At 66.0% G+C, this 18,617-nt stretch carries 18 protein-coding genes and 1 other RNA gene; 3 read left to right on the plus strand and 16 right to left on the minus strand.

All coding sequences use genetic code 11. The features are described 5' to 3' along the window. Window positions 1–33 precede the first annotated feature (33 nt). The 13 genes from ssrA to LDO15_RS15265 all read right to left on the minus strand — a co-directional run bounded on the left by ssrA (window position 34) and on the right by LDO15_RS15265 (window position 10,456). Window positions 34–402: a transfer-messenger RNA gene (gene ssrA, locus LDO15_RS15205) on the minus strand. 100 nt (window positions 403–502) lie between these two features. After that, window positions 503–973, minus strand: a complete 471-nt coding sequence (gene smpB, locus LDO15_RS15210; protein WP_091249322.1) for an SsrA-binding protein SmpB — start codon at window positions 971–973, stop codon at window positions 503–505. Between the two features lie 115 nt (window positions 974–1,088). Next, on the minus strand, window positions 1,089–2,492 hold the full coding sequence (locus LDO15_RS15215; RefSeq protein WP_223979883.1) for a M23 family metallopeptidase: 1,404 nt from the start codon (window positions 2,490–2,492) through the stop codon (window positions 1,089–1,091). 26 nt (window positions 2,493–2,518) lie between these two features. After that, on the minus strand, window positions 2,519–3,433 hold the full coding sequence (gene ftsX, locus LDO15_RS15220; RefSeq protein ID WP_223979884.1) for a permease-like cell division protein FtsX: 915 nt from the start codon (window positions 3,431–3,433) through the stop codon (window positions 2,519–2,521). After that, a complete protein-coding gene (gene ftsE / locus LDO15_RS15225) occupies window positions 3,430–4,251 on the minus strand; it encodes a cell division ATP-binding protein FtsE (RefSeq protein ID WP_223979885.1) in 822 nt (273 codons plus the stop codon). The genes ftsX and ftsE overlap by 4 nt, the downstream gene beginning before the upstream one ends. 193 nt (window positions 4,252–4,444) lie before the next feature. Further along, window positions 4,445–5,560: a peptide chain release factor 2 gene (gene prfB / locus LDO15_RS15230; protein WP_223979886.1), complete on the minus strand. Its 1,116-nt coding sequence runs from the start codon at window positions 5,558–5,560 to the stop codon at window positions 4,445–4,447. 68 nt (window positions 5,561–5,628) lie between these two features. Next, the gene (locus tag LDO15_RS15235) at window positions 5,629–6,042 is read right to left on the minus strand and encodes a pilus assembly protein TadG-related protein (RefSeq protein ID WP_223979887.1); all 414 of its coding nucleotides are present in this window, start codon (window positions 6,040–6,042) and stop codon (window positions 5,629–5,631) included. Between the two features lie 71 nt (window positions 6,043–6,113). Further along, window positions 6,114–6,566, minus strand: coding sequence for a hypothetical protein (locus tag LDO15_RS15240; RefSeq protein ID WP_223979888.1), 453 nt, complete (start codon window positions 6,564–6,566; stop codon window positions 6,114–6,116). Continuing rightward, on the minus strand, window positions 6,547–6,978 hold the full coding sequence (locus LDO15_RS15245) for a TadE/TadG family type IV pilus assembly protein (protein ID WP_223979889.1): 432 nt from the start codon (window positions 6,976–6,978) through the stop codon (window positions 6,547–6,549). The genes LDO15_RS15240 and LDO15_RS15245 overlap by 20 nt, the downstream gene beginning before the upstream one ends. Window positions 6,979–7,044: 66 nt before the next feature. After that, window positions 7,045–7,248: a hypothetical protein gene (locus LDO15_RS15250; RefSeq protein ID WP_223987437.1), complete on the minus strand. Its 204-nt coding sequence runs from the start codon at window positions 7,246–7,248 to the stop codon at window positions 7,045–7,047. 192 nt (window positions 7,249–7,440) lie between these two features. Continuing rightward, entirely contained in the window at window positions 7,441–8,382 is a 942-nt protein-coding gene (locus LDO15_RS15255) for a type II secretion system F family protein (RefSeq protein ID WP_223979891.1), read from the minus strand. Beyond that, window positions 8,379–9,233: a type II secretion system F family protein gene (locus tag LDO15_RS15260; protein WP_223979893.1), complete on the minus strand. Its 855-nt coding sequence runs from the start codon at window positions 9,231–9,233 to the stop codon at window positions 8,379–8,381. The genes LDO15_RS15255 and LDO15_RS15260 overlap by 4 nt, the downstream gene beginning before the upstream one ends. Then, window positions 9,233–10,456: an ATPase, T2SS/T4P/T4SS family gene (locus tag LDO15_RS15265; protein WP_223979895.1), complete on the minus strand. Its 1,224-nt coding sequence runs from the start codon at window positions 10,454–10,456 to the stop codon at window positions 9,233–9,235. Before LDO15_RS15265 ends, LDO15_RS15260 begins: the two co-directional genes overlap by 1 nt. A gap of 523 nt (window positions 10,457–10,979) precedes the next feature. Between LDO15_RS15265 and LDO15_RS15270 the strand changes: the two genes are divergently transcribed. Further along, complete coding sequence (locus tag LDO15_RS15270) at window positions 10,980–12,527, plus strand: DUF2142 domain-containing protein (protein ID WP_223979897.1); 1,548 nt, start codon at window positions 10,980–10,982, stop codon at window positions 12,525–12,527. Here LDO15_RS15270 and LDO15_RS15275 read toward each other — a convergent pair. Then, the gene (locus LDO15_RS15275) at window positions 12,524–12,982 is read right to left on the minus strand and encodes a GtrA family protein (RefSeq protein ID WP_223979899.1); all 459 of its coding nucleotides are present in this window, start codon (window positions 12,980–12,982) and stop codon (window positions 12,524–12,526) included. The genes LDO15_RS15270 and LDO15_RS15275 overlap by 4 nt on opposite strands. 284 nt (window positions 12,983–13,266) lie before the next feature. Between LDO15_RS15275 and LDO15_RS15280 the strand changes: the two genes are divergently transcribed. Both LDO15_RS15280 and LDO15_RS15285 read left to right on the plus strand, forming a co-directional pair. Then, on the plus strand, window positions 13,267–14,271 hold the full coding sequence (locus LDO15_RS15280; RefSeq protein WP_223979901.1) for a substrate-binding domain-containing protein: 1,005 nt from the start codon (window positions 13,267–13,269) through the stop codon (window positions 14,269–14,271). Between the two features lie 104 nt (window positions 14,272–14,375). Next, on the plus strand, window positions 14,376–15,938 hold the full coding sequence (locus tag LDO15_RS15285) for a DUF2142 domain-containing protein (protein ID WP_223979903.1): 1,563 nt from the start codon (window positions 14,376–14,378) through the stop codon (window positions 15,936–15,938). A 176-nt stretch (window positions 15,939–16,114) separates the two neighbouring features. On the opposite strand, the gene LDO15_RS15290 is transcribed toward LDO15_RS15285, so the two are convergent. Both LDO15_RS15290 and rfbB read right to left on the minus strand, forming a co-directional pair. Then, on the minus strand, window positions 16,115–17,539 hold the full coding sequence (locus LDO15_RS15290) for a bifunctional dTDP-4-dehydrorhamnose 3,5-epimerase family protein/NAD(P)-dependent oxidoreductase (protein WP_223979905.1): 1,425 nt from the start codon (window positions 17,537–17,539) through the stop codon (window positions 16,115–16,117). Between the two features lie 3 nt (window positions 17,540–17,542). After that, window positions 17,543–18,541, minus strand: coding sequence for a dTDP-glucose 4,6-dehydratase (gene rfbB / locus LDO15_RS15295; protein ID WP_223979907.1), 999 nt, complete (start codon window positions 18,539–18,541; stop codon window positions 17,543–17,545). Window positions 18,542–18,617: the final 76 nt, after the last annotated feature.

An 18,617-nucleotide genomic window follows, 5' to 3' on the forward strand; every position in this document is an offset into this window, starting at 1 on the left:
AATACGGGGTGGAGAACCGTTGCCGGTGCTCCGATGTGGAGATGGGGGGAATTGAACCCCCGTCCGATGTCGTGTTGTCAGGGCTTCTCCGGGCGCAGTTTGCGTCGGATTTTCTCGGCCCCAGCCATGCTGCAAACAGCTGGCTGATCCGGGCCCAGTCATCTAAGAGTCCCGTTTACCCCGATGACGGAGGTAAACAGCAGTGGCTATCTAAATGACGCCAGGATCCGGGGCAATAGCAACCTCGGGCTGACGGACTGTCTTACTGCTTAGGCAGCGAGAGCGAAGTCAGTGCGTTTTGATTCGGCACTTATTGGTTTGCAGACAGCGTTTACGAGATAATTCTGCATCCTCGGCCCGCTTCACCTGTCGCGACTAACATCGTCGAAACCGATCATCCCCGTATTTTTTTATCAAACCGGAACCGGATACTTTCGTATCCTTCCCGGACTACCAATCATAACGCACCGGCTCCGGGAAACATTCCCGGGGCCCGGCCGCGCTAGCGCCGGTTCCGTTCGCGCATGACCCGCTGGGCCTCACGCTTGTCCTGCTGCTCGCGCAGCGTCTGACGCTTGTCGTATTCCTTCTTACCGCGGGCGACGCCAATTTCCACCTTCGCGCGGCCGTCCACGAAGTAGAGCTGCAGCGGCACGATCGTGAACCCGGATTCCCGGATCTTGTGCGAGATTTTCGTGAGCTCTTCGCGGTGCAGCAGCAGCTTCCGGCGCCGGCGCGCGGCGTGGTTGGTCCAGCTCCCCTGGTGGTACTCGGGGATGTGGATGCCCTCCATCCACAGCTCGTCGTTATAGAAGGTGCAGAAGCCGTCCACCATCGAGGCGTGGCCTTCGCGCAGGGACTTGACTTCCGTGCCCATCAGCGCGATGCCGGCCTCGTAAGTGTCCAGGATGTGGTAGTCGTGCCGGGCCTTGCGGTTGGTGGCCACTACCTTACGGCCACTTTCTTTGGGCACGGTAGGACTCCTTGGTTTGTTGGTGGTTCACTCCGGCCGGGTGGGACGGAATCTTTCCAGTACAGTCTTCCAGTTTACGGCAGGGCAACCGCCGCCGCGGCCGCCACGGGCCGGGCTACAGCAGGTTCATCGGGTCCACGGCGCGGCCGTTGAGCCAGGTCTCGAAGTGCGAGTGGCAGCCCGTGGAGTTGCCGGTGGTTCCCGAATACGCGATCAGCTGACCCTGCGCAACGTGCTGGCCGACAGAGACCGTCACGGACGTGTTGTGGTAGTAGATCGTGGTCAGCGAGTTGCCCTGGACCACGCCGTGGGAGATCTTGACGTTGTTGCCGCCGCCGTCGTTGGCCCAGCCGGCCGAGAAGACGGTGCCGGCAGCCGCGGCGTAGACGGGCGTGCCGCAGGCGGCGCCGAAGTCGATCCCGGTGTGCATGTAGCCGCCCTGGCCGTAGAAGTCGATGGTGCCCGGCGGCGTGGCGCGCCAGCCAAACCCGGACGTGATCGGGATGTTCCCGGGGAACGGGTGCCGCAGGCCGAAGGCGGACGGCGAGCCCTGGGCGGGCGGGACATAAGGCTGGACGGCTTGTCCCCGCGCCCGGGCCGCGGCCGCTGCGGCTTCGGCGATGCGCCGCTGCTCGGCCTCCCAGGCCTCACGCAGCTTCCGGTCGCGTTCGGCGATTTCGGCGGCGACGGCGTCCTGCTGCGCCTTGACCTGGGCGAGCTGGTTCTGGATGCCGGGCTTGGCGGCCTGGAGTTCGGCGTCCAGCCTGGTGGTGTCGGCGATGAGCTTGTCCACGGCGGCCTTCTTGGCTTCAGCCTCGTCCCGGGCGGCCTTTTCCCGCGCCAGCGCGGCGTCGGCCTTGGCCTTGAGATCCGTGATCTCGGCCTCGACTGCCGCCAGCCGGGCCTGCGCGTTGACGTTGGTGGCGTTCTGCTGGGTGAGCTTGTCCATCGCGGAGTTCTGGCTCCGCAGGGCCTGGTCCGCCAGGTCGATGGTGTCCGTCAGGCTGCCGCCCTGGTTCGAGCCGAAGAACAACGAGAGGTTGGACGGGACGCCGCCGGACTTGTAGGCCTGGGTTGCGATCTGCCCGATCAGCTTCCTTGTGTCAGCAATTTTCTGCTTGTCCGATTCGAGCTGTTGCGTGATCTTCGCCTTGTTCTGCTGCGCCAGGTCCACCCGGGCCGCGAGGGCCTCCACCTCCTGGACCGCTCCGGCTACCCGGCCCTGGGCGTCAAGGAGTGCCTGCTGGGCGCCGGGGAGCTGGCCCTGGTACAGGACCAGGTCCGCCGCGGCCTGGGCGATCCGGCCGTCCACGAATTCGAGGGAATGCTGGACCCGGGCCGCCTCCTCGCGGAGCGCGGCCTGCTGGTCCTCGAGGTCGTCCGCGAATGCCGCCGGACTCGAGGCTCCCATGGTTCCGGCCAGGACCAGCGCCAGGGTGGCGCTGATCATCCGGCTGCGGCGTCCCACCAGGCGAAGCCGGAGGGACTGCCGGAGGGAGCGGCGGGCCGTCGGTGTCATAAGCATTCCCTTTTCGTTGCGCACAGCTAGACCCTCAAGTACCGGCGGAGGGTCAGCAGGGAGGAAATTCCGGCCAGGACGACGCCCAGGCCAATCAGGGCGGGTGCCAGGATCAGGGTCTGCCCGGGCGAGATGAATGCGGTGTCCGGATACTGCTTGGACAGGACCTCGCCGAGGAAGAAGTGGGCCACGGCCCAGAGGGTTCCGGAGGCCAGGGCCGCGCCGATTACCGCGGCGATGACGCCTTCGAGGATAAACGGCAGCTGGATGACCATCTTGGACGCGCCCACCAGCCGCATGATGCCCGTTTCACGGCGGCGGCTGAACGCGGACAGCCGGATGGTGGTCGCGATCAGCAGGATGGCGCAAATGATCATGACGCCGGCGATGCTGACTGCCACCAGGGATGCCGCGTTCATGGCCGAGAACAAGCGCTCCAGCAGCTGCCGCTGGTCGATCACGGTCTCCACGCCGGCCTGGGAGGAGAAGGTCTCGCTGATGATCTCGTACTTCTCCGGATCCTTCATGTTGATCCGGAACGAGGCCGGAAGCTGGTCCGGTGTCACGGAGTCTACGATCGGGGAATTGGAGAACTGTTCCTTGAAATGCTTGTAGGCGTCGTCCTTGGATTCGTACTGGAAGTCGTTGACGTACTGGGCCACCGCGGGCGACTGCAGGAGCTGGCGCAGGTTGTCTTCCTGCTCCGGTGTGGCCGGTCCGGTGGCGCAGCCGGGCGCCGTCGAGCCGTCACTGCAAAGGAAGATCGCCACCTGGACTTTGTCGTACCAGTAGCCCTTCATCTGGTTGATCTGCAGCTGCAGCATGCCGGCGGCGCCGACGAACGTCAGGGACACGAAGGTCACCAGGATGACGGAGATGACCATGGACAGGTTGCGGCGCAGGCCGCTGCCGATCTCGCTGAGAACGAATGCCAGCCTCACGCCTGACCCTCCCCTGCGGTGCGGACCTCGGCGCGCGCTGCGGCGCGTGTTTCGGCACGGGGAGAGACGGCGACGGGGGGTTCGTCCCGGCCGCTGGCGTCGCGCAGGCGGCGCGACTGTCCCACCACCGGAATCATGGAGGTGTAGAGGGCCCTGGCCTCGTCGCGGATCACGACGCCGTTCTTGAGTTCGACCACCCGTTTGCGCATCTCGTTGACGATGTCGTCGTCGTGCGTTGCCATCACGACGGTGGTGCCGTTCTGGTTGATCTTGTCCAGCACGCCCATGATGCCCATGGAGGTCGTGGGGTCCAGGTTTCCGGTGGGTTCGTCGGCGAGCAGGATGCCGGGCCGGTTTACGACGGCGCGGGCGATCGCCACGCGCTGCTGCTCACCGCCGGAGAGTTCGTGCGGGAGGCGGTTTTCCTTGCCTTCAAGGCCGACCGTCTTGAGGACCTCGGGGACGGTGTCGCGGATGACGCTGCGGCTCTTGCCGATGACCTGCATGGCGAAGGCGACGTTGGCGAAGACGGTCTTCTGCGGCAGGAGGCGGAAATCCTGGAAGACGACGCCGATGCCGCGCCGCAGCCGCGGCACGCGCCAGCTGGAGATGTTGGCGACGTTCTGGCCGGCGACGTAGACGGCGCCGGAGGAGGCGCGGTCCTCCTTGAGGACCAGGCGCAGGAAGGTCGACTTGCCGGACCCGGAGGCGCCGACGAGAAAGGCAAATTCGCCACGGTCGATCTCAAGGTTGATCGAATCCAGCGCCGGCCGCGCCTTCTGGTCATAGACCTTGGTGACATTTTCGAAACGGATCATGGCCCTTAGTACCCTGCAGGACGAGGCCTTGGGGGCCCGGTTCTGCTGCCGGCGCAAGGGCTTTCGTTTGGGGGAAGTTGAGCTCCGGCCCCTCGACTATACGCACGGGTATCGGCGGATCGGCCGGAACGCCGGGGTGTGTCGCACGATTGTCAGGGACCTCCCAGCCGGGCGCACAGTCGATGCGGCAGGCCTACTTCACGGCGTTGCGGTTGTCTGTCCGCCAGCGGATCCCGGCGTCGATGAAGTCGTCGATTTCGCCGTCGAACACCGCCGAAGTGTTGCCGACCTCGTGCTCGGTGCGAAGGTCCTTGACCATCTGGTACGGGTTGAGGACATAGGAGCGCATCTGGTCGCCCCAGGAGGCTTTGACGTCGCCGGCGAACGCCTTCTTCTCGGCGTCTTCCTGTTCCTTCTTCAGCAGCAGGAGGCGGGACTGGAGCACCCGCAGGGCGGCCGCGCGGTTCTGCAGCTGCGATTTCTCGTTCTGCATGGACACCACCGTGCCGGTGGGGATGTGGGTCAGTCGGACGGCGGAGTCGGTGGTGTTGACGGACTGCCCGCCGGGGCCGGAGGACCGGAACACGTCCACGCGGATCTCGTTGTCCGGGATGTCGATGGAGTCCGTCTGCTCGATCAGCGGGATCACTTCGACGGCGGCGAAGGAGGTCTGGCGGCGGCCCTGGTTGTCGAACGGGCTGATCCGGACCAGGCGGTGGGTGCCGGCTTCGACGCTGAGCGTGCCGTAGGCGTAGGGCGCCTTGACCTCGAAGGTCGCGGACTTCAGCCCGGCTTCTTCGGCGTAGGACGTGTCCATGATGGTGGTCGGGTAGCCGTGGCGTTCGGCCCAGCGCAGGTACATGCGCAGCAGCATTTCGGCGAAGTCCGCCGCGTCCACGCCGCCCGCGCCGGCCCGGATGGTCACCACGGCCTCGCGTTCGTCGAACTCGCCGGAAAGCAGCGTGACCACCTCGAGGTCGGCCAGCGCCTTGCGGACCGATTCCAGCTCCGCGGCGGCCTCGCCCATGGAGTCGGCGTCGTCCTCGTCCTGGCCGAGCTCGACGAGGACCTCGAGGTCATCGATCCGGGCGGCCAGCTTGTTCAGGCGCTCGAGTTCGGACTGCTTGTGCGAGAGCTTGGAGGTGATGACCTGCGCCGCGGCGGGGTCGTCCCACAGATTGGGTTCGCCGGCCCGCTCGCTGAGCTCGGCGATGTCTTCCTTGAGCGCCTCGACGTTCGAGACATTCTCGATGGACGCATAGGTGGCCCGCAGCGCGCGGATTTCAGCGGGAAAATCAATGTTTGCCATGGTTTTTTAAGCCTACGCTATGTGTCCTAGCCGGCCGACCCGGTTGCCCGGTCACGCGGATTTGCCGCTCAGCGGCTGAGGCGGGACCGCGCCGTCGACGTCGCCTCGATCCGGATGCCGTCCGGGACAAGGAAGTTCACCACCGGCGGGTGGACCGCTGCGCTAAGCACCACGACGGCGGTGGCACCGTCCGGGCTGCCCGTCGACGGTGCCACGCTCAGCCCGCTGAAATGGCCGAAAGCGCCGTTGCGGTCCAGATAGTCGACGGCGGCGCTGCGTACCCTGGCCCCGCTGAGCACCGCGGAGGGCGTGCCGCCGGCGTTCCCCAGCTGCCCGAGGGTGAAACTGTCCGCGGCGGCCACCGACGCGCCGTCGGCGAGGGAGAGCAGTTTCTTGTGTTCAAGGTAGACGCTGGAGGCGGCCGCCACAACGGTCGCGAGAAGCAGGGCAATCACGACGAAGCCGATGCTCAGCACGAGCACCTGGCCCTCCTGCCGGGGTCCCCCACCCGGATATCCGGGGCGTGGGTGCCCGGGGGCCCCGGCAGGACGACTCACCGGAACCTCCCCACCAGCTGCGTTGCCGATGCGCTGAGTTGGCTAGCGTTCAGATGAAGCGCATCGCTGAAGGGCACAAAGGGCAGGGGCACGGTGAGGTGGACGGTGACCGTAACCGCCGAGCCGGGGGCCAGGCAGTCCGCGGGTTCGCAGCGCGTGTCGATACTGGCGTTTTCCGTCGGCTGGCCGTAGTCCGCGAGCGCCAGGAGCACGGCTTGTTCGGCGGCGGCCCGGCCACTTGCGGCGTCCGGTTGGGCGACATAGACCTTGGCGGCCTGGTCAGCGGCGCCGACGACTGCGAACGAACCACCCTGGATCTGGCCTACGGTGATGATGAAGTAGACAAGGGGAACCATCAGCAGCAGGGACAGGAAGATGAACTCGACCACGGCACTGCCCTGTTCCGTGGCGGGGACGCACGCCGTCCGGTCACGGCTGGATGGCAGCATGACCGCGCACCTCCAGGAGCGCCCGGGGACCGATGAAGCCGATGACCGGCAACGGTGCGCGGACTGTCACCTCCAGTGTGCGGATGCCCTGGTACGTCGATTCGCTGGTGGTTACGTCCCCGGCGAACTCGGCGTTGAGGGCTGCTGTGATCAGCTGGACCGTCCGGTCCCTGGCATCCCCGGAGCCGCGGTCCGCCAGCGTGCCGTACCTGGCGCCCGAGGCGGCGGCGTCGATCAGGGTGTTTCGGACGTGAAGGACCAAAGTGAGCTGGACGATCGCGAGGAAGAACAGCGTCAGCAAGGAGCCGATCAGCACGAAGTCAACTACGGCTGAACCGTGTTCAAGGTCGTGACCGCGCCCCGGGTCCTTGCCGTGCCGGCCGCTCGCCTCGCGGGGGCTGTGGTTGCGCATACGGCCACTGCGGGCACGTGTCACCGGGAACGGCCGGATGGGGTGGCCGTCCTGGACCGCCACCGGCTACTGTCCGACCTTGTCCATGGCCTGGTTGAAGAGCCCCTCCAGCGCCGGACCGGCGAGGGCCAGGAGGGCGGCCACGAGGACTGCTGACATGAGAGTGATCATCACCCAGCCGGGTACGTCCCCCCTCTCGGGATGGTCCGCTCCCCCTGCAGGGTTTTCCCCTGGCCGTGGTCGCGGCGCAGCCGACCACCACGCCAACATGCTCAGCGTGCACGCCGCCAACACCCGAGTTCCGAAGTTCTTCACCATGTCCTCATTCCTGGTTTTCTGGTCCCGCCGGATTCTGGTCTTCCGCTCTGCGTATCCTGTTCCCTCCTCGTGTGGCTTTTCTTGGGTCCTTTCCTTCGAGCCTGCATATCCCTTACTTGTGCTTCATCGCCATGCCGGCAGTACCTAGAGCCCGAGACTGATTGCGGCCAGGCCGGGGAAGACGGCGAAGATGACCGTGAGCGGAAGCACGCCGAAGACAAGCGGCACCATCATCCCGATTTCCTTCTTGCCGGCGGACTCCATGAGTTCCCTCTTGGCTGTGTCCCTGACATCCTGCGCCTGCGCCCGGAGGACGTCGGCGAGGGGCGTTCCGCGCTCCACGGCCACGATCACTCCGTCCACAAAGCGGACCAGGGGCCCCTGGTCCGTCCTGGACGAGAACTCCCGCAGGGCCTCAACGAGGGGCTTGCCGGCCCGGGTCTCGGCGAGGACGCGGCTGAATTCCTGAGAGAGCTCCCCCCGGGCACTGCGGCAGACCCGGTCCAGCGCACCGGTGGCACTCTCGCCGGCACTGACCGCCAGGGCCATGAGTTCGGCAATGCTGGGAAACTCCGCCATCATCCGGGCCTCGCGTTTCTTGATGTGCGCACCCAGCAGATAATCCCGGAGCAGAAACCCGCCAACGGCGCTTGCCAGGACGGCCACCACCGCGCCGAACGGGCTGAACCGGCCGGCAGAGCCGGCGAGCGCCACGGCGCCGACCGCGAGGACAAAGCCGCCGGCCGCCCACAACAGCTGCTCAGCCCGGAAGTCCACCGCCGTCTTGGCACTCCCGGCCCGGGCAAGCCTGCGGTTCAACGCCGTGGCGCCGAGGTTGATGCGGCCCAAGGATCTGACACCGTCGCGGATCGCCGGGCGGAGAATCCGCTCCAGCGGCCCAAACGGGGTGAGGTTCCTTGGGGCAGTGCGCAGCAGCCGGGATTCCAGGTTGTGGGTTCTCAACTGTGGACCGATACGTTCGGTGAAGGTCGTCGGACGCATGAAGGGAAGCCGCGCGAGGAACAGCCAGAGGCCGGCGCCGAGCACCACCCCGCACACCGTGGCGCCAGCCATCATCCCGGTCATCGGAGTACCCGCTGTTCTTCCGGCAGCGCACCGATACGCAGCATGATGGCGTAGGAGGCCAGGGAGACAGCGAGGCCGCCCAGCAGCACGGCGGCCCCGGCCGGGGTGTTGTAGGCCATCACGGCTTCTGGACGGCTTGCCAGTAACACCAGCACAATCCAGGGCGCCGCCACGGCCAGGCGTGCGGCGTTGACGGTCCAGGACTGCCTTGCCTCCAGTTCACTCCTGGTCCGGGCGCTCTCCCGCAGGAACTCTGCGAGGGTGCCCAGCAGCCGCCCGAGATCCGAGCCGCCCACGTCCCTGGTGAGCCGAAGCGCCTCAACGATCCGGTCCGCCACCGGATCGGCAAGACGCTCTTTGAGGCGGGTGAGCGAGGGATCAAACTGGCCTCCCGAACGGTAGTCGGAGCCGAAGTCCACAAACACATGCCGAAGCTCCACAGGGCCCTTCTCGCCAAGCTGGATAAGGGCCTCGGGCAGTGACAGGCCGGCCCTGATGGCCGACCGGAGATGATCAACGACATCGGGCCAGAGCTGGCGGAGGACAGCGGTGCGCTTTCTGGCACGCCAGCGGACCATCGCCATCGGCAGCCATCCGCCGAACAGGCCAAAGCAACAAGAGATGGGCCATGACGCTGTCGCTGCATAGAAGGCGAGGGTTGTGAACACCCCGACCCCCAGACACGAAGCGAGCAGCCCTGCCGCGCTGACCTTTTCAATGCCTGCCGTCCGCAGCAGGTCTTCAAGCCGGCTGGTCCGGGATTTGCGCCGGGCACTCACGGGGTGCTCCCACGCGGACCACCAGATCAGCAGGAGTCCGGCCCCGCCCAGCATTCCCAGGAGCGGCGCCATCAGCGCTGCTCCAGCAACGCCGCGACGTCGAACCCGGAGCGGGCGAACTTTTCCGCGGCGGGCATGGAGTTGGCCTTGGGCTGAAGCTGCCCGTCCGCCATCGCGAAGACCATGGAGGATTCGATGATGCCGTTTTCCACCCGGCGCCCCAATGACAGGATCTCCGTGACTTGCCGGCGCCCGTTGGCGTGCCTGCTGCAATGGACCACCAGATCAATGCAGGACGCCACAGTCGGAACTACGAAGGCGCTGGAAATGTTGTCGCCGGCCAGCAACGGCAGCGTGCAGATCTTCGTCACTGCGTCGTGGGCAGAGTTCGCATGGACGGTGCACATTCCGGGAAGGCCGGAATTCAGAGCGATGAGCATATCCAGGCTCTCGGCCTCCCTGACCTCCCCGACCACCAGCCGGTCCGGGCGCATGCGCAGGGCCTCCTTGACGAGCCGCCGCAGCGGAATCTCCCCCTGCCCTTCCAGGTTCGGCTGCCGGCACTGGAGCCCCACGACGTCGCGGAGCGGAAACTGCAGCTCGAAGATCTCCTCCACCGTGATGACGCGCTCGCGGGTGCCGATGCTCGCGGCGAGGCAGTTGAGCATGGTGGTTTTGCCGGCCTGGGTGGCACCCGAGACCAGGATGTTGAGGCCGCTCGCGACGGCCGCACCGAGAAACCTGGCCGCCTGCGGGGTCAGCGTTCCCAGCTCCACCAGATGTTCCAGCCGGCTGGCCTTGACCACGAACTTGCGGATATTGATGGCCCAGTGACGCCGGGTGACATCGGGGATCACCACGTGGAGGCGCGAGCCGTCCGGGAGCGCGGCATCCACGAACGGGGAGGACATGTCCAGCCGCCGTCCCGAGCTCTTCAGCATCCGTTCCACGAGGTCCCGGACCTGCTGGTCCGTCAGCGACACGGAGGTAAGTTCCGATTCGCCGTTGCGCGCCACATAGATCTCATTCGGTGCATTGAGCCAGATCTCCTCGATGCCCGGATCGTCCAGGAGCGGCTGGAGCGCGCCAAAGCCCGCCACTGCGTCGAAGACGAACCTCCGGGCCGACTCCAACGGGCCCAGTGGAGGCAGCGGCGCGAGAAGGGCCCGCTCGTCGTAGTCGCTGACCGCGGCTTCGACCAGGCGCCGGACTTCCCCGGACTGCCGCAGGGGGTCCAGGCCGCGCCGGCGGATCAGCTCGCGGACCTCGTCCTCGACAATGCGCACAGCCTCCACGTGGCCCCCAAATGACTGCCGCCCCGTGCCGGGGCGATGAAAGTGGCTTAAACCTAGGCGGGCCTGACCGGCCGGACAAGAGGTGCGGCGCTCTTATGTGGATAACAGTCCTCATCACGGCACAACATCTTTCCCAGCGGCCACAACAGGACCACTGGCCTCACGCATCCGCCGCGTTTAGGCCTCCCACCGCGCCCCGCGCTATTGAACAGCACATTTGAACCGCACTTGTTGACCTGCACTTTCCAACTGCACATTTGAACCGCAGATTTGACCTGCACATTTGAACCGCACTTTTGAACGGCACTTTTGAACGGCGAGCCGCATGGCCCTACGATCGACGGGGGACAGACGGGCCCCGGCGTCCCGACGCGGTGTTCTGCATTAATCTCAGCCGGCAGCATTCCGCCAGGGCGCTTCCAGGGCGCAGGACGCGTCTCCCATCGTGAAACGGTGCACTGAAACCATGAGTCTTCCCTTGCGCAGAGCGCCGCGGCCTCGCCGGACTGAGCCCTCACAAAGGATGCCGGCGCACACGGACCCAGCGCGGACGAGGATCCCCGCACCTGTCCTGCGCTTCGGCGCGATCTTCCTGCTCCTGTCCCTGCTCAGCACCTTGTGGAGCCTCGCCTCTCCCCTGATGTCGATCCCGGACGAACCGGCCCACACCATCAAGGCCGCCGCCGTGGCCCGGGGCCAGTTCCTCGGCACATCCGGCCAGACCCAGGGCGAACAGCTGCAGGTCGTGGTGCCCAAGTACATCGCCGACACCCAAAAACTGACCTGTTTTGCCTTCAAGGTGGTCGTGACAGCGGACTGCTCGCCCGGCCTGAATTCCGCAGACCGGCAGCCGACGACGACCGGCACGTCCGCCGGCAACTACAACCCCCTGTACTACCTGGTAACGGGCCTGCCCTCCCGGGTCCTGAGCGGCGAGCCGGCCATCTACGCCATGCGGATCCTCAGCGGACTGGTCTGCTCGCTGTTCCTGGCCGCCACGCTGTTCGCAACCACACAGTTCGCCAACCGACGCTGGCCCGTCGTGGCGGCCGGGATCGCCGTCACTCCCATGGTTCTCTATCTCTGCGGGGCGATAAACCCGAATGCCCTGGAGATCGTCACCACGTCCGCGGTGTTCGTCAACCTCTGCCTCGTCCTGGACAATGTGCGGGACCTGTCCCGGTTCCGGTTCAACATTGTTGTCGTGGGGGTCTCCGCCGCCGTCCTGGCCAACACCAGGGCGTTGTCACTGCTGTGGCTTGCGCTGGCGGTTACTGCCGCCCTGCTCATGTTCCCGCCACGGGATCTGCTGCTGCTCGTGAAGAACAAACTGGTCCTCGCCATGACGGCAGTGATCGCCATCGCGGCTGTGTGCGGCCTGCTGTGGCTCAAGTCCGCCAACACCCTCGCCAGCCTGCTGGGAACACCCGGCACCGTCACTCCCGAGCAGGCCTTCGGCACCATGGTCGAAAGGACGTTCGACATCGCGGCTTCCTACGTCGCCCAGCTCGGATGGCTGGACACCAACGGCCCCACCGGCGTCTTCTTTTGGTGGTCCTGCCTCACCGGAGCGCTCATGGTCGCCGCGGTATCCATCAAGCAATGGCGCCCCAGGCTGGGATTCATCGTGCTGTTCGCCGCATCGATCATCATCCCGCCCGTCCTTCAGGCGCAGGTGGTCTCGGAGCTTGGCTACATCTGGCAGGGCAGGTATCTTCTGCCGGTGGTGGTCCCGATGCTGCTGGCCGCGGGACTTGCCCTCCGCGTCCTTCCGTTTCCGGAATCGCTTTTCGCCAAGAGAATATCCATGTGGATGATCGGGCTCACCGCGGCCGCGCACACGGCGGTGTTTGCCAATGCCCTGCGCAGGTACGGCGTCGGAATTTCCACGGAGGCCAACTGGGCGGACATGTTCGGTGCGACCAAGTGGGAGCCCCCGCTGGGCTGGCTGCCGCTGACCCTGGCCTATCTGGGGGTGACTGCAGTGGCGGGTGTGCTGCTCTACCGCCAACTGTCCCCCGGCCGGGCACGATCCGCGGAGCCCGTGGAGGCCGAGCGCAGCCTCAGCTAGTCGCGATGGTGGGAGCCGCCGGCAGGAGCCGCGGAGGCATCCAGGTCCACGGTATCGCCGTCGTGGGCCGGCGCGGCCTTGAAGATCCAGTGCTTGTAGAGCAGGAAGTTCCAGACGGTCGTGGCAATGGTCGCAATCACCTTGCCGAGCGCATAGGACTGGCCGGCACCTGCGAAGAGATTAACGATCAGGTCTGTGGCCACGACGTTGAACGCCACGAGGGCGCCGTATTTGAGGAAACTGACGTGTGCCCGGGCGCCGGACTGGAAGGTGAAGTTCTTCTGGACGAAGAAGTTGAAGACCAGGCTGGCCAGGAAGGCGATAGGGGTGGCGATCCACAGATCGACATTGCCCACCTCATGGAGGAGGGCGAGGAGTCCGAGATCGATGGCGAAGGAAAGCCCTCCCACGACGAGGAACTTGACCAGGAAACCTTCACGCACAACGGTCCTCATGCGGTGAGCCAGGCTCACGGTTTCATCCCCATTGTTCGAACATACCGCCTGGAATCGTTGACGAGTCCGGGCACTTCGTTCAGCGTGGACATCCGTCAAGTCTAGACCAGCCCGGCCCGCCCCGCGGAGTGCCCGGGGGCGTGATCTGAAACCCCTCGACACAGCGGGACCGGCTAGGGTAATAGGGAACGGTTTCGGAGGTACTCCGGAACAGGAAGGGATTTTCTTTGCGCAATCGGTCCACGGGCGGTGCTCTCGCCTGCATTCTGCTGTTTGGAATCGGAGTGACCGGATGCTCCGGAGGGGCACCGGTCAGCGAGGTCCGGGGATCACTGACGGCGATCGGCACGCCCGTGCAAAAGGACCCGATCGGGGCCTGGAGCAACGCCTGGAGCAAGGAACTGACCGCGACGTCGCTGAATTACTCCCCGGACGGCTCGAACGTCGGGCTGACGGCCCTGGCAACACGCCAAGCCTACTTCGCGGCGCTCGATGGGCCCCTTACCCCGGAACAGCAAAACCAGACCAAGGACGTGTGCGGTCCGGCGGGGGCATTTTCCGTCCCGGTCTCCGTAACATCCATCGGGGTAGCCCTCAACAATCCGAGCCTTCGGAACGTCAAGCTGACCCGCGAAGTCCTGGCCGGGATCTTCTCCGGCTCCATCACCCGTTGGGACGCGCCTGAAGTCGCGGACATCAATCCGGGGACCCCCCTCCCCTCTGACGACATCGCGCCGATCGTGGCCACGGAACCCAGCGTGGAAACGGAAGCGGCCACTAAGTATCTCAGCGCCGACCCCGCGTGGACCTCCGGAGTGTCCTCCACCTGGCCGAAGACCGACAACGCCGTCACGGTCAAGAAACACTCCGACCTTGCCGACAAGGTCGACAAGACCCCCGGCGGCATCGCCTTCATGGACCTCGGCTCGATCGGCAGCCGATTTGAAACCGCGTTGCTCTCCTTCGGCGGAGGCTACGTCCGCATGTCCAAAGACTCGGCCGCGGTGGCCGCCCAGGAGGGCAGCACCCGGACGCTGCCCACCGGCGTGGAATTCACCCTGCCGGAGACCAGCGAGCAAGGCTACGCCCTCGGCGTCGTCGGCTACCAGGCCTTCTGCAGCCAGTACCCCAACCATCAGCTGAGCACGCTCGTGAAGTCGTGGGGCGAATTCATCCTCAGCTCCGACGGCCAGGTGTCCTCAACGTACTTCGCCAATGTCGCCTCGCCCAGCGAAGAGTCCATCCGGGAATCCAGGAAACTGATTGACACGATCGGGGACGCCCAGTGATCCACGCAACCGAGGCCCAACGGCCTTCCCCGGCGGGCCCCAAGCCCGGAGCCCGGACCGGAATGACGCGGTGGTTCAGGCCGTCGCCGAACACCCGAGGCGGCATGGGGTTCTTCCTGTCAGTCTTCGGCCTCCTCTCCGTCCTCATTACCCTGTGGATCCTGGCCACACCGCTCATGGCCTATCCGGACGAGCCCTCGCACACCATCAAGGCGGCCGCGGTCGCCCGGGGCCAGTTCTTCCCGGGTCCCGGCGAATCCTACGGACACGGCGTCCACGTGCAGGTTCCGTCCTACATCGCCAACGTGCAGGCGCAGATGTGCTTCCCCTTCCAGGTGACGAAGCCGGCAGGCTGTGCCCCGGCGATCCCCCTCGATGACAACGACCTCACCATCGGTGTGACTTCGGCTGGGCTTTACAACCCCTTCTACTACTGGCTTGTGGGGCTGCCCAGCCTCTTCATGTCGGGGGCGCCGGCGATCTTCGCCATGCGGATCGTCAGCGGTCTGTTGTCCGCAGCCTTCTACGCCGCCGGCTTCACCGCACTCTCTCGCCTGCGCAACCCCAAGTGGCCGCTCGCCGCGGCCGCGATTGCCACGACCCCGATGGTCCTGTTCCTTGCCAGCGGCATCAATCCCAATTCGCTGGAAATCGCGGCCTCCATGGCCGCCTTCTGCGGGCTGGTGTCGGTGCTGGAGAATTCGCGGCACCTGCACCGGGCGCGCCCGGGCATCGTAACGGTCGGCATCGCCGCCGCGACCCTCGCCAACACCCGCAACGTGTCCCTCTTGTGGCTCCTCTGCGGAGCAATCGTTGCCTGCCTCTTCTTCCGGCGCGCGGACCTCATCGCCATCTTCAAGAACCGGGTGGTTCTGGCGGTGACCGCCCTGACCGCCGTGGGAATCGTCCTGGGCGTGGCGTGGAACTTCCTGATGCTCCGGGCGCCGGCATCCGCCGGCGAAGCCCCGGCCGGGATCTCGAACGTCGCCGGCGAGGTGCGTCCGTACAACGCGTTCCTGACCATGATGGACAAGGCCTTTGACTTTGTCGGCCAGTACATCGGCGTCGCCGGGTGGCTGGACGCGCCCGCGCCGCAGGCCGTCCACATGTTCTGGAGCATGCTGCTCTTGGGGCTCATGTTCACCGTCCTGCTGGTGCGGCCCTACCGGCTGCAGGCGGCTTTCTGGGTCTCAATCGCCTTGCTGGCGGTGGTCCCAGCCGTGGTGCAGGCCGCCCTCATCAACACCGCCGGCTTCATCTGGCAGGGCCGGTACAGCCTTCCGCTGTTCACCATCGCGGTCATCTCGGCGGGACTCGCCATGCGGTTCCGCCCGTTTGGTCGGCGCCCGCAGAGCCTGAGCATCGCCCGGATCCTGCTGCTGGCCGGCTGCGTGGCGCATGCCTACGCCTTTGTGAACGTGCTCCGGCGCTACGTTGTCGGACTCCAGGAAACGGCGAACTGGCAGACGATGTTCACGGTGCCGGGCTGGCAGCCGCCGCTGACCTGGGAGGTCCTCACCCTGGCCTTCACGGCAGCGCTCCTGCTCTGTGCCGCCAAGCTGTTCGGCTACCTCTTCCCGGGCCATGCACTGCTCCCGAAGCGGCCATGGAGGCTCAGGGCGAAGCGCTCCGGCAAGCGTCCCGCTGCCGCCGCTGAAGCGGGCTGAGCCGGGCGATGGACCCGAACAATTGAGCCGGAAGACCTAACACCCGGGCACCGGAACCCAGGCACCTGCCACCCGGGCGGCCGGCCTGAAACTAACCCGTCGCCAACGCAAAGACCCGTCCACGCCCTGAGCGTGAACGGGTCTTTTTGCGCTGGGCCTCAGTACTGCCGCAGGCCTCAGTGCTGGGGAACCGTTGCCCCCATGTACTCCCTGAGCCGGTCCGAGGACAGCGGCGGGACGAACCCGGCGGCCTTGATCTTGTCCAGCTCCAGGGCGCTGTTAAGGGGCCGCGGCGACACGGACTTGTCCTTGAAGTATTCCTCCGTGCTGACGCCGGTCACGGCCTCCCGCGGCTTGCCGGCGAGCTCGTAGACGTCCGCGGCGATGTCCGCCCAGGACTGGGGCGCGCCGTCATTGCTGAGGTTGTAGACGCCGTACCCGGCGCCCGATTCCAGCAGATGCCGGATGCCGGCGGCGATGTCTTCAGTGAAGCTCAGCCGCCCGATCTGGTCGTCCACCACCGACGGTTCAATGCCGCGCTCCGCCAATGAGGCCATGGTGCGGACAAAGTTGTTGCCCTCGCCGATCACCCAGCTGGTGCGCACGATGTAGTGCCGTGGCACTACGCTGACGACGGCGTCGCCCGCGGCTTTGGTCTGGCCGTAGACCCCCAGCGGCGCCACGGCCTCCGACTCGTCGTGGCTGGCGCGCGTGCCGTCGAAGACGTAGTCCGAGGACACGTGCACCAGGGTGAGATCGTGTTCGACGGCGGCGCGGGCCAGCCGCGCCACGGCAGTGACGTTGGCCGCCCAGGCAGCGGCGCGGCCTTCGGTCGACTCGGCGGCATCCACCGCGGTGTAGGCCGCGGCGTTGATGATCGCCGAATAGTTCTTCCAGTTCCGCCCGGCGAAGGCGTCCTCGCTGCCGAGGTCAAACTCGGCCCGGCTGGCAAACTCAACGGACGGGTCGCCGTCGTACTCCTTGCGCAGGGCCTTGCCGAGCTGGCCGTTGGCGCCGACCACAAGGACCTTCTTCGGCGGCATCGGGGTGACGTCCGCCAGGCGCGGGTGGGCCTTGTCCTTGTCCGAGAGCTCGGCCTCCTCCAGCGGCACAGGCCAGCTGATGGCCGCGGTCTCGTCGGCGAGGTTCAGGAACGTGTACCGGCCCTGGGCGTCGGCGGACCAGTGGTCGTTGACGAGGTAGGTGTAGGCGGTGTTGTCCTCCAGTGTCTGGAAGGCGTTCCCCACCCCCCGGGGAATGAAGATGGCCTGGCTGGGGTCCATCTCGGCCGTGAACACGGCACCGAACGTGGGGCCCTCGCGCAGGTCGACCCAGGCGCCGAAAATCCTGCCGGTGGCCACGGAGATGAACTTGTCCCACGGCTCGGCATGGATGCCGCGGGTGGTGCCGGCCGACTCGTTGAACGAGATGTTGTTCTGCACCGGACGGAAGTCCGGCAGGCCGAGCGCCACCATCTTTTCCCGCTGCCAGTTCTCCTTGAACCAGCCCCGGTTGTCACCGTGTACCGGAAGGTCGTAGAGGACGACGCCGGGAATCGGGGTTTCGTGTGCGGTGAGCTTCTTCGAGAACTCGATCGACATGATCTACTGGCCCTGTTCCTTGTACTTGGCTTCCGTGGCGGCCTTCTGCGGACGCCACCAGTCCTCGTTGTTCCGGTACCAGGCGATGGTGTCTTCGATGCCGGCGTCAAAGTTGGAGAACCTCGGCTCCCAGCCGAGTTCGTCGCGAAGCTTCGCGGAGTCGATCGCGTAGCGCATGTCGTGGCCGGGCCGGTCCACCACGTGGTCGTAGGCGTCCGGCGCCTGTCCCATGTGCTTGAGGATCAGCTCCACGACGTCCTTGTTGTTCTTCTCGCCATCGGCGCCGATCAGGTAGGTCTCCCCGATCCGGCCCTTGGCGATGATCGCCAGGACGGCGGACGAGTGGTCATTGGCGTGGATCCAGTCGCGGACGTTCTCGCCCTTGCCGTACAGCTTGGGCCGGATGCCGTCGATCACGTTGGTGATCTGGCGCGGGATGAACTTCTCCACGTGCTGGTAAGGACCGTAGTTGTTGGAGCAGTTGCTGATCGTCGCCTGCAGGCCGAAGGACCGCACCCAGGCGCGGACCAGCAGGTCCGAGCCCGCCTTGGTGGAGGAATACGGGCTGGAGGGGTTGTACGGCGTGTTCTCGGTGAACCGCTCCGGGTCGTCGAGCTCGAGGTCGCCGTAGACCTCGTCGGTGGAGATGTGGTGGAAGCGCTTGTTGTGCTTCCGGGCGGCCTCAATCAGCGTGTACGTCCCGATGATGTTCGTGTCCAGGAACGGGCGGGGATCGTGAAGCGAGTTGTCGTTGTGCGATTCCGCCGCGTAGTGCACCACGACGTCGGTCCCGGCAACCAGGCCGTCAACCACCGCTGCGTCGCAAATGTCGCCCTGCACCAGCGTGAAGCGGTCCGCAGGAAGGCCCGCCAGCGACTCCACGTTGCCCGCGTAGGTGAGCTTGTCGAGGACCGTGACGTGGTGGTCTGTGTTCTCCAGTACATAGTGGACAAAATTCGAACCGATGAAACCGGCACCGCCGGTGACGAGGAGTTTCTGCATGAGGCCAGCTTACCGGCTGGCGAAATTCTCCCCTCCGACGGCGGACACTTCAGCTGCAACATTGGCCACAGTGGTA

Source organism: Arthrobacter sp. NicSoilB8 (assembly GCF_019977355.1).
In the GTDB taxonomy this organism is placed as follows: domain Bacteria; phylum Actinomycetota; class Actinomycetes; order Actinomycetales; family Micrococcaceae; genus Arthrobacter.

Excerpts from the sequence above, each read along its gene's own strand:
- LDO15_RS15215 (WP_223979883.1), bottom strand. The coding sequence starts at position 2,492 with ATGACACCGACGGCCCGCCGCTCCCTCCGGCAGTCCCTCCGGCTTCGC.
- ftsE (WP_223979885.1), bottom strand. The coding sequence starts at position 4,251 with ATGATCCGTTTCGAAAATGTCACCAAGGTCTATGACCAGAAGGCGCGG.
- prfB (WP_223979886.1), bottom strand. The coding sequence starts at position 5,560 with ATGGCAAACATTGATTTTCCCGCTGAAATCCGCGCGCTGCGGGCCACC.
- LDO15_RS15240 (WP_223979888.1), bottom strand. The coding sequence starts at position 6,566 with ATGCTGCCATCCAGCCGTGACCGGACGGCGTGCGTCCCCGCCACGGAA.
- LDO15_RS15245 (WP_223979889.1), bottom strand. The coding sequence starts at position 6,978 with ATGCGCAACCACAGCCCCCGCGAGGCGAGCGGCCGGCACGGCAAGGAC.
- LDO15_RS15250 (WP_223987437.1), bottom strand. The coding sequence starts at position 7,248 with ATGTTGGCGTGGTGGTCGGCTGCGCCGCGACCACGGCCAGGGGAAAAC.
- LDO15_RS15255 (WP_223979891.1), bottom strand. The coding sequence starts at position 8,382 with ATGACCGGGATGATGGCTGGCGCCACGGTGTGCGGGGTGGTGCTCGGC.
- LDO15_RS15260 (WP_223979893.1), bottom strand. The coding sequence starts at position 9,233 with ATGGCGCCGCTCCTGGGAATGCTGGGCGGGGCCGGACTCCTGCTGATC.
- LDO15_RS15270 (WP_223979897.1), top strand. The coding sequence starts at position 10,980 with ATGCCGGCGCACACGGACCCAGCGCGGACGAGGATCCCCGCACCTGTC.
- LDO15_RS15275 (WP_223979899.1), bottom strand. The coding sequence starts at position 12,982 with ATGAGGACCGTTGTGCGTGAAGGTTTCCTGGTCAAGTTCCTCGTCGTG.
- LDO15_RS15285 (WP_223979903.1), top strand. The coding sequence starts at position 14,376 with ATGGGGTTCTTCCTGTCAGTCTTCGGCCTCCTCTCCGTCCTCATTACC.
- LDO15_RS15290 (WP_223979905.1), bottom strand. The coding sequence starts at position 17,539 with ATGTCGATCGAGTTCTCGAAGAAGCTCACCGCACACGAAACCCCGATT.
- rfbB (WP_223979907.1), bottom strand. The coding sequence starts at position 18,541 with ATGCAGAAACTCCTCGTCACCGGCGGTGCCGGTTTCATCGGTTCGAAT.